Annotated in this window: 12 protein-coding genes; 3 read left to right on the top strand and 9 right to left on the bottom strand. The window is 53.1% G+C overall.

Annotated elements, in window-relative coordinates; all coding sequences use genetic code 11:
• The 3 genes from tssC to H2Z33_RS18960 form a co-directional block, all read right to left on the bottom strand.
• Complete coding sequence (gene tssC, locus H2Z33_RS18970; RefSeq protein WP_063134732.1) at window positions 1-1536, bottom strand: type VI secretion system contractile sheath large subunit; 1536 nt, start codon at window positions 1534-1536, stop codon at window positions 1-3.
• Between the two features lie 40 nt (window positions 1537-1576).
• Window positions 1577-2068, bottom strand: coding sequence for a type VI secretion system contractile sheath small subunit (gene tssB / locus H2Z33_RS18965; RefSeq protein WP_003856899.1), 492 nt, complete (start codon window positions 2066-2068; stop codon window positions 1577-1579).
• 613 nt (window positions 2069-2681) lie between these two features.
• On the bottom strand, window positions 2682-4298 hold the full coding sequence (locus H2Z33_RS18960) for a peptide ABC transporter substrate-binding protein (RefSeq protein WP_063134642.1): 1617 nt from the start codon (window positions 4296-4298) through the stop codon (window positions 2682-2684).
• A 183-nt stretch (window positions 4299-4481) separates the two neighbouring features.
• Here H2Z33_RS18960 and mpaA point away from each other — a divergent pair, with 183 nt between their 5' ends.
• Window positions 4482-5195 carry a murein tripeptide amidase MpaA gene (gene mpaA / locus H2Z33_RS18955; RefSeq protein ID WP_058688690.1) on the top strand — a complete coding sequence of 238 codons (714 nt, stop codon included), beginning with the start codon at window positions 4482-4484 and terminating at the stop codon, window positions 5193-5195.
• Here mpaA and ycjG read toward each other — a convergent pair.
• Window positions 5186-6151, bottom strand: a complete 966-nt coding sequence (gene ycjG / locus H2Z33_RS18950; protein ID WP_063134643.1) for an L-Ala-D/L-Glu epimerase — start codon at window positions 6149-6151, stop codon at window positions 5186-5188. The genes mpaA and ycjG overlap by 10 nt on opposite strands.
• Window positions 6152-6257: 106 nt before the next feature.
• Here ycjG and tpx point away from each other — a divergent pair, with 106 nt between their 5' ends.
• A complete protein-coding gene (gene tpx, locus H2Z33_RS18945; RefSeq protein WP_003856889.1) occupies window positions 6258-6764 on the top strand; it encodes a thiol peroxidase in 507 nt (168 codons plus the stop codon).
• A gap of 34 nt (window positions 6765-6798) precedes the next feature.
• Here tpx and tyrR read toward each other — a convergent pair whose 3' ends face one another.
• The 3 genes from tyrR to H2Z33_RS18930 form a co-directional block, all read right to left on the bottom strand.
• A complete protein-coding gene (gene tyrR, locus H2Z33_RS18940) occupies window positions 6799-8340 on the bottom strand; it encodes a transcriptional regulator TyrR (RefSeq protein ID WP_003856887.1) in 1542 nt (513 codons plus the stop codon).
• A 111-nt stretch (window positions 8341-8451) separates the two neighbouring features.
• Window positions 8452-9504 (bottom strand): YcjF family protein, encoded by a 1053-nt coding sequence (locus H2Z33_RS18935; protein ID WP_063134644.1) that lies wholly within the window; start codon window positions 9502-9504, stop codon window positions 8452-8454.
• The gene (locus H2Z33_RS18930; RefSeq protein ID WP_023296695.1) at window positions 9501-10898 is read right to left on the bottom strand and encodes a YcjX family protein; all 1398 of its coding nucleotides are present in this window, start codon (window positions 10896-10898) and stop codon (window positions 9501-9503) included. Before H2Z33_RS18930 ends, H2Z33_RS18935 begins: the two co-directional genes overlap by 4 nt.
• Window positions 10899-11053: 155 nt before the next feature.
• Here H2Z33_RS18930 and H2Z33_RS18925 point away from each other — a divergent pair, with 155 nt between their 5' ends.
• Complete coding sequence (locus H2Z33_RS18925; protein WP_023296696.1) at window positions 11054-12064, top strand: LacI family DNA-binding transcriptional regulator; 1011 nt, start codon at window positions 11054-11056, stop codon at window positions 12062-12064.
• A gap of 33 nt (window positions 12065-12097) precedes the next feature.
• Here H2Z33_RS18925 and H2Z33_RS18920 read toward each other — a convergent pair whose 3' ends face one another.
• Window positions 12098-13012, bottom strand: coding sequence for an OmpG family monomeric porin (locus H2Z33_RS18920; protein WP_023303821.1), 915 nt, complete (start codon window positions 13010-13012; stop codon window positions 12098-12100).
• A gap of 65 nt (window positions 13013-13077) precedes the next feature.
• Window positions 13078-14160: an ABC transporter ATP-binding protein gene (locus tag H2Z33_RS18915; RefSeq protein WP_058686507.1), complete on the bottom strand. Its 1083-nt coding sequence runs from the start codon at window positions 14158-14160 to the stop codon at window positions 13078-13080.
• Window positions 14161-14167: the final 7 nt, after the last annotated feature.

Raw genomic sequence — 14167 nt, 5'->3', positions numbered from 1 at the left:
TTACGCTTTCGCTTTCGGCATCTGGCTCACCAGAGACAGGTTCACATCCATGCCTTCCACCTGGAAGTGCGGTACCGCAAACAGCTTCACGCGGAAGAAACCCGGGTTGTCTTCGATATCTTCCACCACCACCTTCGCGTCACGCAGCGGATGAGAAGCCTGCAACTCATCGCCCGGATCGGTCATTTCCGTCACCAGACTACGCACCCAGGTGTTGAGCTCCAGCTCCAGCAGACGGCGGTCCTTGGTGGTGCCGATGTTCTCGCGCTGGATGAGCTTCAGGTAGTGCGCAATACGCGACAGCAGGAAGATGTACGGCAGACGTGCGTTGATGCGGCTGTTGGCCGTGGCATCCGCAGTGTCATACAGCGCCGGTTTCTGCGCGGAGTTCGCCGAGAAGAAGCAGGCATAGTCGCGGTTTTTGTAATACGAGAGCGGGATAAAGCCGAGGTTGGCGAACTCGAACTCGCGGGTCTCCGGGATCATCACCTCAGACGGGATTTTCACCTGGTTGCCGGTACCCAGATCGTACAGATGAATAGGCAGGTCTTTCACCGCCCCGCCCGCCTGCGGGCCACGGATCTGCACGCACCAGCCGTTATTGATGAAGCTCTTCACCATGTTTGACGCGAAGGAGAACGACGCGCTGGTCCACAGGTATTTCTCGTGATCCGGGCCTTTCACCTGCTCAACGTAGTTAAAGCTGCGTACAGGTACGGTGTCCGGGCCATACGGCAGACGCCCCAGCACGCGCGGCATCACGAGGCCGATGTAGCGGGCGTCGTCGGTGTCGCGGAAGGATTTCCACTTAATGTACTCGGCGCGGTCGAAGTAGTTGCCGATATCCTTAATTGCAGCGACCTCTTCCATGGTGTCTTTCAGGAAGAATTTCGGACCGACAGAGCCAATAAACGGCATATGTGCGGCAGCTGACACTTTAGAGATGTTGCGTAGCAGCGCCACATCCTGCGGGCTGGCGTCAAATTCATAGGATGAAATCACGGAGCCAATCGGCTCGCCGCCCGGGGTGTCGTATTCGGCGGTATAGGTGTGCCAGTAGAGGCCGCTCTGGATAAGTTCCGGCGCGTCTTCAAAGTCCTGACGCAGATCTTCTTTCGACACATCCAGAATTTCGGTTTTCACGTTCTGGCGGTAGTCGGTGCTGTCCACCAGCTGCTTCAGGCCGCGCCACAGGGACTCCACCTTCTGGAACTCCTGGTGATGCATTACGGCATCCAGCTGACGGCTGATCTGGAAATCCAGCTCAGCGATATGGTGGTCAATCAGCGTTTTGTCGAGCTTCTCCACAGGCTGACCGGATTTGCGGATGCAGTCCATAAACACCTGCATCGCCGCCGTCAGGCGTTCACCCGCCGGAGCGTCAGAAAGCGCGGCGTCATCCAGAAACGCATTGATATCCCCCAGGCTGGAGGCCGGGGTCAGGTTGATTTTTTCAAACAGGGAGGCGTAAACGCCCTCTTTTTCCAGTACGGTGGTCTGCCCCTGCGCGGAGGCGGTTTCAGTATTTACAGACATCAGCATATTCCCGGTTAATCCATTAAATTACACATGCCGCTTATTTCGGGGCCAGTGCACTCATTTCGTCGCGTAATTCCTGAGACAGCGCCGGGTCTTTAAGAATTTTCTCGAGTTCTTTTCTGAAAGTGGCGTTATCAAGGAGATTGGATTTGAGATCGCGTAATAAATTACGCATGGCCAGCATGGCGCGGAGCTGGGGGATCTGGCGGGCAACCTGTTCAGGTTCGAAATCCTTAATATCGGAGAAATTCAGTTTTATGCTTTCTTCCGAACCATCCCCGGCCATTGTGTTAGGAACCGTCAGATTCACTTCCGGGTTAAATTCCGAAAGTACGCTGTTGAAGTTATTTTTATTGACGTTAATTTTCTCCCTTTCCGATAATGGGCGATTCTCTTTTCCATTACTGAAATCACCGACGGTGAGGAGTTTAAGCGGCAGTTCGATTTTCTTCTGCGCGCCACCTGTATGCAGAGCCAGCTTTAAGTTTATGCGTGCCTTGGGCACCTCATTCTGGAATGAATCGGCCATAGCAGTCCCTTTCTTTAAAAGAAATAAATGTTAAGTGAGTGACGTTTCTTTACAAAACCATACTAGAGCAAAAGCCCATTTAAAATCAACTTATCAGATCAAAGATCTACCATTAGACTTTTCTTAAGAATATTCCACTAAATTATTGTACTCATAAATGCCATAGATACATGACACACAGTAAAAATTAACTATTTATTCACATTAATTTGGCAGAAATGACTGCTTTGATTGGAAATATTGAACTTATTGTTCCATGAGGTTGAATAATTGATTTACATCAATGCATTTGTTAACGCGTCCCTTAACAATGCAGAGAAATAAGGTTTTAATTCAATAAATGGCCTGAATATGAAAAATCCTGTATCGGACAAATTTAATCTTAAAAAAAGTAATGACTACACTGCTACTGGAATGGCGAATAAATGACTACGCGTTTTTCGATAAACGGGAGGAAGAATCTCCCTGAAGATATTCATCATGACAATGAGTGATGGGCTGATATGAAGGGGATATTCGGAAATAACCAGGCTGTAAAACAATCAACCCTGAGAGCGGGCGCTTATGCGGTTAATGGATGTTAACCATAATCACGTAGCGCCCTGAGCTCTTTTTAGTGCTTTTCAATATATATTGTACGGCTGTACGCAACATCCTCTGGGTTATTTATCGGATAACCTTTAACCCATGGCTTGATGAGACGGCCATTGGTGTACTGATAAATAGGGGCAATCGGTGCTTTCTCGGTGAGGATCTTCTCGGCCATGTTGTAGTCGGCATTACGCGCTTTTTCAGTAGCTTCGAGCGTCGCCTGATGAATAATCTTATCGTAAGCAGGATCGTTGAATCGTGAGATATTCCCGCTATGGGAGGATGTCAGCAGCGACAGGAATGTTGACGGCTCATTGTAGTCCCCTACCCACGATGCACGGATGACGTCAAAATTCCCTGTATTGCGGCTGTCGATGTAGGTTTTCCACTCCTGATTCTGCAACTTAACGTCAACACCCAGATTTTTCTTCCACATGGATGCGACGGCAATCGCAATTTTCTGATGGTTTTCAGACGTGTTGTACAGCAGCGTTAATTTTAGCGGCCGCTGAGGGCCATAGCCTGCCGCCTGCAACAACGTTTTCGCCTGCGCATTCAGCTCCTGCTGCGTCATCTGCTCAAATGGCGAGGCTTCCGGCGTAAAACCCGCAGTGACATCGGGAGTAAAATGCCAGGCCGGTTTCTCACCGGTCCCCAGGACTTTCTCCGCCATAATACGTCTGTCGATAGTCATGCTGAGCGCGAGACGTACGCGGGCATCCGCGGTTGGGCCTTTTTGCGTGTTAAACGCGTAGTAATAGGTCCCAAGCTGTGGCGGTGTGTATACCTGTCCCGGAATATCTTTAAGCAGCTTCTGGTACATGTTTTTCGGAAACGATTCTGTAATATCGATATCGCCCGCCAGATAGCGTTTGGTCGCTGAGGACTCCTGGTTGATCGGCACAAAGGTGACTTTTTTAAGCACCGTCCTGGCGTTATTCCAGTAATGAGAGTTCGGCTCAACCACCAGTTTTTCATTCACCACGCGATCTTTCAGCACATAAGCACCGTTGCCAATGAGCGCGCCAGGGCGCGTCCATTCCTTACCGCTCTCCACATTGGCCTTTTGAACAGGATAAAACGCGAAGTTAGCCGTCAGATTACTGAACCAGGGTAGCGGTTTGTCCAGCTGCACGCGCAGCGTTTTAGCATCGACCGCCGTCACGCCGAGCGTATCCGGAGCAGCTTTGCCGTCGATGATGGACTGGGCATTGTTAATGCCCGCCAGCGCCGCAAACCAGGCGAAAGGTGACGTTGTTTTAGGATCAACCAGACGACGCCAGCTATAGACAAAATCTTGTGCCGTCACCGGAGTACCGTCGGACCACTTAGCGTTATCCCGCAGCGTGAATGTCCAGACGCGGTTATCATTGCTCTGCCAGCGCGTCGCCACGCCGGGAACTAACTCCCCTTTTTCGTTCTGATTCACCAGCCCTTCATAGAGGTCGCGGATCACCTGTATCTCGGGCAACCCCACCGCTTTTGCCGGATCGAGCGAGGCGGGCTCATCTTTGATATGTCGAACCAGCTCCTGCTTTTGCGCCAGAACCGTTCCTTCGGGAACCTCCGCGGCATATGAAAGTGAAGAAAGCCCGCACAGCCACAGCGCAGTACAAAGAAGCGAAACAGGATGCTTCATACGATCCCCTTAATGATGTCAGGTAACAGGCAGATGCGTAATTATTTGTTTCGAAACGGAGAAATGCAAATGCTTCCTCCGGAAAGTTGATGTCAGGCAATTTTACACACACACGGAAACTATTTGATTAAGCGCGGCTTTTGCACAACACTGCCAGAAGTGACTTTATCATCAGGGTTTACTATGGCAACTACCCGACCAAGAACGGAACGCGGCGCCTTCCCGCCCGGGACTGAACATTATGGACGCTCGTTTTTAGGCGCGCCGCTGATCTGGTTTCCGGCACCCGAGGCCGATCGCAATAGCGGCTTAATCATTGCGGGCACGCATGGCGATGAAAACTCGTCTGTCGTGACGCTCTCGTGCGCGCTACGTACGCTGGCCCCCGATTTACGACGACATCATGTGATTTTGACCGTCAACCCGGACGGTTGTCAGCTTGGATTACGGGCGAATGCACGCGGCGTTGACTTGAACAGGAACTTCCCGGCGGCAAACTGGCGCGCCGGTGAAACGGTGTATCGCTGGAACAGTTCAGCGCAGGAGCGAGATGTTGTCCTGCTCACGGGAGAAAAACCCGGTTCCGAACCGGAGACTCAGGCCTTGTGCCGGCTTATTCATAAGATCCACCCGGCCTGGGTTGTCTCTTTCCACGATCCCCTCGCCTGTATTGAAGATCCTCGTAATACGGCGCTCGGGCAGTGGCTGGCGGATGCGTTTGCTCTACCTATGGTGAGCAGCGTTGGCTATGAAACACCCGGGTCGTTTGGCAGCTGGTGCGCGGACCTTAGCCTTCACTGTATCACCGCAGAGTTTCCGCCCATCTCCTCGGATGAAGCGAGCGAAAAATACCTGCGGGCGATGACAGATCTCCTGCGCTGGCAGCCTCAAAGATGAAGTACACCGGAGGTAAAATTCAGGGCGGGTGATACGTCAACCGCCAGCCAGGTTGGGCCGTCAAGATCGGCAAAACGCACGCTGTTCACCAGCGGGAGCGCAGCGCCGATCGCTCTTGACGTGCACAACATGCAGCCCAGCATCAGAGCAAAGCCTTGCGCCTGCGCATCTTGTGCCAGTGCCAGGGCTTCGGTTAATCCACCTGTTTTATCCAGCTTAATGTTCACCATTTCGTAGCGTCCCTCGAGAGCTGACAGGCTCTCACGGGTATGACAGCTTTCATCTGCACAGACGGGAAGCGGATGAATAAAATTCGCCAGCGCGGCATCGTCTTCTGCCGGGAGGGGTTGCTCCAGCATGGCAACGCCCAGATCGGCAAGCAGCTGACAACGGGCTGCCAGCCCTTCGCTATGCCATGATTCGTTCGCATCGACGATAAGAGTGGCATCAGGCACCGCCGCACGAATGGCGACCATGCGTTCGCTAATCAGACGATCGTCGAGCTTCACCTTTAATAATGTTGCACCGGTGGCATACAACGCCTGAGCGCTGGCGGCCATTTGCTCTGGTTCACCGATGACCACCGTTTGCGCGGTGACGATCGATTGCGGCAGCGTAACGTCCAGCAGCGCAGGCAGCGGTTTTTGTTGTTTCGCCACTTCCAGACTCCAGAGTGCGCAGTCAATCGCGTTGCGTGCCGCGCCGGCCGGCAACCGAAGCTGAAGAGCCTCGCGCGTCAGACCCGCCTGCAACTCGGGCACCACCGTCATAATTTGCGCCATGACTGACGCCAGGCTTTCTCCGTAGCGAGGATAAGGGGTACATTCCCCGACGCCTTTTACGCCGTCCTCTTCACATTCAACCACGACCACACAGGCCTCATTACGGCTGCCGCGCGAGATCACAAACGGGGTGTGCAATGGCCAGGCTTCTTCATAGACCTTAACGCTTCTCATCACTAACTCCTTGCAGGCCGGAAAGGCAGAAAATTGGTTTGCCGTGCTAACTGCGGATGACATACACTAGCCACGACGTTAACTATTTGTAAACAGGAAGATATCTATGTCACAACTCGTTCATTTCCAGGGCAACCCGGTTGCTGTTGCAGGTTCCATCCCACAGTCTGGCAGCAAAGCACAGCCTTTTACTCTGGTGGCTAAAGATCTGTCTGACGTCACGCTGAGCCAGTTTGCTGGCAAACGTAAAGTCCTGAACATTTTCCCAAGCATCGATACTGGCGTTTGTGCTGCATCAGTGCGTAAATTCAACCAGCTGGCGACCGAAATGGACAACACCGTAGTGCTGTGCATTTCTGCTGACCTGCCGTTTGCCCAGTCCCGCTTCTGCGGCGCTGAAGGCCTGAGCAACGTCATCACCCTTTCCACTCTGCGCAGCCCGGATTTCCTGGAAAAATACGGTGTTGCCATTTCCGAAGGCGCGCTGAAAGGTCTGGCTGCTCGTGCGGTGCTGGTGATCGACGAAAACGACAACGTTGTTTTCAGTGAGCTGGTTAACGAAATCACTACCGAACCGGATTACACCGCTGCACTTGAGGCGCTTAAAGCCTAAACGTAAAAAAGCCTCTGCAAAGAGGCTTTTTTATTTATTCGTCACCCTTCTTCTGATTTAACCCATACTCGCGCAGCTTATTCGCAATTGCGGTATGTGACACCCCAAGACGTTTAGCCAGCTTGCGCGTGCTCGGATAGCTGCGATAAAGCTGCGTTAACACCGAACGCTCGAAACGGCTGGTGATGTCATCCAGCGAGCCTTCCATTGCCTCTTCGCCTACCGAGACCGTCCCGGCATCGTAATCCGGCAACAGAATATCCTGAGGGCGCAGTTCATACCCTTCAAGCTGAGTTAATGCGCGATAGACCGCATTTTTAAGCTGACGAATATTGCCCGGCCAGCCGTAACGCGTCAGCACGGTGCCCAGGTCGGCAGAGAGCTTCGGACGCGGCACGCCCTGCTCGTCGGCAAAACGGGCCACGAACAGTTCTGTCAACGGCATGATGTCCTGCGGGCAATCACGCAGCGGCGGTATATTGAGCGTCAGAACGTTGAGACGATAGTAGAGATCTTCGCGGAATACCCCTTTCTGCACCAGCTCCACCAGGTTTTTCTGGGTGGCGCAGATGACGCGCACGTCCACGTGCACTTCATGATCTTCCCCCACACGGCGGAACGTGCCGTCATTGAGAAAACGCAGCAGTTTCGCCTGCATGCGTGGCGACATTTCGCCAATCTCGTCCAGCAGCACCGAGCCGCCATTCGCCTGTTCAAAGAAGCCTTTTTTACCTTCCGGCGCATGCCCGAACAGCTCACTTTCAACGGCATCTTCAGGAATAGACGCGCAGTTCAGCGCCAGATACGGTTTTGCCGCACGCGGGCTGGCCATGTGCACAGCATGCGCCAGCAGATCTTTCCCCGTACCGGTATCCCCGGTAATCAGCAGCGGTGCCGTAAGATTTGCCAGCTTGCGCGCCTGGTCGATTACATGACGCATCTTCGGGCTCACCGCAATAATCTGGCTGAATGCGCCGACGTCCTGGCTGGAAAGATTCTGTAACTGGCGTCCCATGCGCACCGTGGAGCGCAGCATGATCACCGCGCCGGTGAGCACCCGCGCGGCATTTTCCCCTTTCAGGTAGACCGGCGTGATCTCCATCAGGAAATTCTGTCCGTTGATAACGACATGCTCGCTATGGGTATTTTGCGGGTTGCTGTCCAGCCAGCGCTGGAAATTAAAACCGGTAATCAGTTGCGTGGCGTGGTGCCCGATAAGTTTTTCCTGAGTCTGCGCAAACAGCTGGCAGCTGGCCTGGTTAACGCGCTCGACTTTATTTTTCAGATCGAGAGAGAGAAACGGCTCCGGCATTGCTTCCAGCAGCGCGCTCAGCGCAAGATGTTCCCGCTCGGACGGCATCCAGGGGATGGTGCGTACATCCGTAACGCCAGCGATACGGCGGATTTCCGCCATCAGGCTACTGAAGGTATTAAATTCAATTTCGGCAAAATTGAGGTAAATTCGCCCGACAGGGTCGATCTCTATGCCACGTAAATCAATGCTACGTAAAACAAGAAGATCGAGTAACTCGCGGGTCAGACCGAGACGGTCCTCACAAAAGACTTCCAGACGCATGGGAAATTCACCGTTTAAGCCAATAACAGTAAAATGATATGTCAGATCACGGTATTCGGGAAGGTGGCTGTCAACAAATATTGACAGCCCGCATGATTAGTAAACAAAACCTCACTGAGCAGGTTTTTTATTGAGCGTCTCTTTAAGCTGGCCAATCAATTCGCGACGGAAATCCCCCAGCCGCGGCTTATCGCCATCGATCCAGGGGAGTGGACGACAAACCTCCATCGCTTTGATGCCCAGGCGTGCCGTCAGCAGACCGGCACCAATCCCCTGCGCCGCCCGGGCAGAGAGACGCGCCGCAAGATCCTGCGACATCCAGTCCATCCCGACCTCCCGCACCAGTTCGCTTGCCCCGGCGAAGGCGATATTCAGCAATACCAGTTTGAACAGGCGCAGCCGGCTGTAATAACCAAGCTCGATGCCATACAGTCTGGCGATGCGGTTGATCAGGCGCAGGTTGCGCCAGGCGATAAAGGCCATGTCCACCATCGCCAGCGGACTGACGGCGATCATCAGGGTAGATTCCGCCGCCGAGCGGCTGATCTCACGACGAGCCTGCGCATCCAGCACCGGCTGAACAATGTGGGCATAGAGCGTGACCACTTCCTGGTCATTCTGGGTTTCGTGGATCGCCGCATACCAGCGCTGAAGCGCCGGGTGAGAGTGATCAATCCCGGCCTTAGCCGCAAGCTTTTCACAAAAAGCACGCCCTTTTCCTGTGCCGTGACTGTGCAGCAGATCCCGCGCTTCATCGCGTTCGTGGGCACGCTGACGCAAACGCCATAGGCGACGCCACTCGGTAACGACCGAGCCAACGCCCGCACCAACAATCAACGCCCCGGCGGCGCATCCCCCCAGCGCCACCCAGTCCTGCGTTTGCCAGGCATTGACGCCCCACTGCACGCCCTGACCGATTACGCTCACACCAAAAAGGGCTAACCCGGCGGTCACCATCTTGCGCCACAGGCTGCGTTTCGGGCGCAGTGCCGCATCAACCACCGCTTCCGCCTGCCCCTCTTCAGCCAACGGCTCGTCTGCCAGCACGGGAGCAAAGTTGTCGGCCTGCGGCCCGCTGAAGGTTTGCGCCGTTTTAAACGCCTCATGCGGGGTCTGCTCAAGCTGGCCGGTAAAATCAATGCGTGGTTTTAACGGTTCCGTCATCGCAATTTATCTCCAATTAAAAACTCCAGCGCGGCATCCAGACGGATATGCGGCAATGGCTGGTCAACGTTCATACTCTGCGGACGGAAGGCTTCGAACTGAAAACCCTGGCTTTGCCAGAAAGCCTGGCCCGGCAGACGCGCCGGAACTTCCCCCGGATAGACCGTGAGCGGCGCACCGTCGCTGAGACGGTTGCCCCGCAGGGCCGGAATTTTCTCGCCATTCAGGTCAATCAACCCACTCTGCGTAGCCTGTACGGACGCCAGCCCCAGACAATCCATACTGATCCCTTCGAAGGCCGCATTCTGCCAGGCATCCTGCACCAGCTGTTGCAGCAGGGATACCATGTTGGCGTGCTGATCGACCGTCACATGGTCAGCTTTTGTGGCGGCAAACAGCAGCTTGTCGATGACCGGCGAGAACAAACGGCGAAACAGCGTACGCTGGCCATAATGAAAGCTTTGCATCAGCTGCGTCAGCGCCAGCCGCATATCATTGAACGCCTGCGGCCCGCTGTTGAGCGGTTGCAGGCAGTCCACCAGCACGATCTGGCGGTCAAAGCGTAAAAAGTGATTTTTATAAAAGCCCTTAACCACCTTCTCACAGTAATAATTGTATCGCTCGCGGAGCATACCGGCGTTGGTGGTCTTGTCCGCCTGCGCCAGTTTCGATTCACCGATGCTGTCAACGTCCGGCCACGGGAAAAACTGTAGCGCGGGAGCACCGGCTAAATCACCCGGCAGAACAAAGCGGCCCGGCTGAATAAAATGCAACCCCTCCTGCTTGCACTGATGCAGGTAATCCGTCCAGGCTTCGGCTATGACGGCCAGACGGTTTTCATCCGCCGGTGCCAGCGGATCCAGTCCTTCGCAAAGCTGGCGCCATTTGGTCGACCACTCTGCCCGCTGCCCCTGCAACAGACCGGTCATCTGTCGGGACCAGCTCAGGTAATCCTGCGCCAGCATCGGTAAATCGAGCAGCCATTCTCCCGGGTAATCCACAATTTCGAGATAGAGCGTGGACGTTTCTTTGAAGTGACGCATCAGGGATTCATTCGAGCGGAAACGAAGCGCAAGACGGATTTCGCTCACGCCACGCGTCGGGGTGGGCCAGGCGGGAGGCTCCCCGTATAACTGCGCCAGACCTTCATCATAGGTGAAACGGGGTATGCCAAAATCACGTTGCGGTACGCGTTTCACCCCAAGCAACCGCTCCTCGCGCACTGCGCTAAGCAGTGGCAGGCGCGCCCCTGCATGCAGGTTCAACAGCTGATTGACCATCGCCGTAATGAATGCTGTCTTACCGCTGCGGCTCAGCCCCGTCACGGCAAGACGCAGATGGCGATCAACGCCACGGTTCACCAGAGAATTGAATTCGTTTTTAAGTCGCTTCATCGCCGTCCTTCATTGCCTGGAACCCTGAAAAAAGTCACTTCAGAATACAGTAAATTGGGGCAGATCGTTGATTATCAATTCTTAATTATTGCTATTGCCGTTTTCTCTCCAGTAAGATGGGCGCAATTGCTGTCCGTCTGGAGTGAGTAAGGTGTATGTCACCCACCATCTATGATATTGCCCGCGTTGCTGGCGTTTCGAAATCAACCGTGTCGCGCGTTCTGAATAAGCAAACGAATATTTCTCCTGAAGCGCGCGAAAAGGTGTTGAAGGCGATAGAAGAATTAAATTATCAACCGAATAAACTTGCCCGCGCACTCACCTCTTCTGGCTTCGACGCCATTATGGTTATTTCGACCCGTTCAACCAAAACCACCGCAGGCAATCCGTTTTTCTCTGATGTACTACATGCCATTACGGCAAAAGCAGAAGAAGAGGGTTTTGATGTTATTTTACAAACGTCCAAAAGCAGCGAAGATGATCTGCAAAAATGCGTAGGTAAAATAAAGCAGAAGATGATCAAGGGGATCATCATGCTAAGCTCGCCGGCGAACGAGTCTTTTTTCGCGACGCTGGACGAATATGGCGTGCCCGTGGTCGTTATTGGTAAAGTGGAAGGCAATTACCAGAATATCTATTCTGTCGACACGGATAATTTCCGCGACAGCGCCATATTAACCGACTCATTTATCAAACATGGTCGCACTAAAATTGCCTGCCTGCATGCCCCGCTCGATTATCACGTTTCTATCGATCGCCTGGCGGGCTATAAATCGAGCCTTGAGAAGCAGGGTATTGCAATTAACCCGGACTGGGTTATTGATGGCGGATACACCCATGAAAGCGCGCTTCAGGCGGCCTGTCAGCTACTCTCTTCAGACAACCCGCCCGATGCGGTTTTTGCGACAGACAGTATGAAATTGCTGAGTCTTTATCGTGCCGCGGATGCGCTAAACCTGACGATCCCGGAACAGGTCGCAATGGCAGGATACAGCGACCCAATGCTATCTCTCATTTTAACCCCTGCGCCTGGCGGCTTTGATATCCCCACCAGAAAGCTGGGCGAAGAGAGCTGCGATGTGTTGTTCAGGTGCATAGCGGGTAAACCTGCCCCGCATAAGATATTGGTTGAAACGCATTTTTCAGATGCGGCTTCATTACGCTAAAAACCAGGGGCAAACGCCCCTGGTGAAGTGTTATCAAAACGCGTAATTCACGCCGATACCGGCATAGTGGAAGCGGTCACTTTCCCCTTCGTCATGGTTTTCCCATTCGTAGGCATATTCCAGCGTCATGGATAAACCATTGTTAAAATCATAGGCGTACAGCATACCCAAACGGTTGAAATCATGTCCTTCACGCTCAGGATCGTCTTGCCAGTCCCAGTTTGACCAGCGATCGAGTCCCAGACGGGTATAAGGCGTTAGCGTCGTCTGACCCAATGAAATCGGCAGATAGGCGCGAATTTCCTGAGTGGAGAATTCACCGTTATTACGTGAACCGTCCATATTAAAACCGCGCTCTAAATAGTAATTAACTTTTGCCGAGACCGTTTCGTTAATTGTCCAGGTAAAACCGGTTTCGGTCTCGACGCGGCTGTCAGAATAGCCGGTTTTTTCCAGATCGTTGGCAAACTGATACATGGCAAACCAGCCGCCAAAACGCCAGTCGTCGGTTAGTTTAATATCCCAGTCAGGCTGAACTTTGTAGCGCTGCATATTAGCACTACCATCTTTAGCACCATGCTCATCCTTAAAGTGATAGCCATAATTACGGAAGCCACCGGTCAGGCCGAACGTAAAATCATCGGTGCCGATAAAACGATAGCGTAATTCTACTTCAGGACGATCGAAATAGGTGCCGCGCGTCATGCTACTGTAATCGACCGGCCCTTCCTGATACATAGCCAGCGAAATGGTCCAGGCATCCCATGTGGCATTAAACCACACGGAGGGTTCATATAATCCATCTTTATCGTCAGCCTGACCTTCTACGTTTTCAATTTCATACATGGCGCCAATATTAAATTCCCACTGTTTGGCTGATTCTGTTGCTTGCGCGCAGCTCACCCCTGCGCACAGGACGAGCGCAGCACTTCTTAGTAGAGTACTCATTAAAATATTCCTTTATAATTAACACACAAAAAACCGGAAACTTTCATTTCCGGCGAACACCTTTCTTATCTAATAGCTGTCTCAGTATCAGCATCGAAGAAATGGCACTTATTCATATCGAACTGGATGCCGATATTCTCTCCTGCAACGTAATCATCCGCCGCTCCCGCACGGACAACCAGTTCATGCCCACCCACGGAGGCATAAAGCATAAATTCAGCCCCGGTCAGCTCAGCAACGCTGATCTTCGCCGTGATGTTTTCACCGCTTCGCTGTACGGTGAGAATGTCTTCCGGACGGATCCCAAAGACAACCGCTTTACGCTGGTAACCTTGCGCATTAAGCACGGCCAGCTTGTCCTCCGGGATCTCCAGATGCAGCGTTTCCGTCACAAAGTAGCGGTCGTCGATTGCGCCACGAATGAAGTTCATCGCCGGTGAGCCAATAAACCCTGCAACGAACATATTCGCCGGCTCGTTGTAGACCTGCTTCGGCGCGCCCACCTGCTGAATGATGCCGTCCTTTAAAATCACGATGCGGGTCGCCATCGTCATGGCTTCCGTCTGATCGTGCGTCACGTAAATCATGGTGGTATTAAGCTTCTGGTGCAGCTTGCTGATTTCAGCGCGCATCTGCACACGAAGTTTGGCATCGAGATTGGATAAAGGCTCATCCATCAGGAAGACCCCCGCTTCGCGCACTATCGCCCTGCCTAACGCCACGCGCTGGCGCTGACCGCCGGACAACGCACCAGGTTTACGCTGGAGATAGTCGCGCAAGCCCAGGATCTGTGCCGCCCAGGTAACGCGTTCTTCAATGACGGAGGGCGCAATTTTTTGCATTTTCAGGCCAAACGCCATGTTGTCGTAGACTGTCATATGCGGATAGAGCGCATAGTTCTGGAAGACCATCGCGATATCACGGGACTTGGCGGGAACATCATTCATGCAAACCCCGTCAATAATCAGTTCACCCGCGCTGATCTCCTCAAGGCCGGCAATCATTCGCAGCGTCGTGGATTTCCCACAGCCCGATGGACCGACGAAGACAATAAATTCTTTGTCTTCAATTTCGAGGTTGAAATCCTTCACCACGTGGACCTGGTTATCATAGATTTTCTGAATGTGTTTCAGAGACAGTTGAGCCATTATTAAT

The sequence above is a fragment of the Enterobacter sp. YSU genome, assembly GCF_016082135.1.
Taxonomy (GTDB): Bacteria; Pseudomonadota; Gammaproteobacteria; order Enterobacterales; family Enterobacteriaceae; genus Enterobacter; species Enterobacter hormaechei_C.
This window is presented reverse-complemented; position numbering and strand designations above follow the sequence as displayed.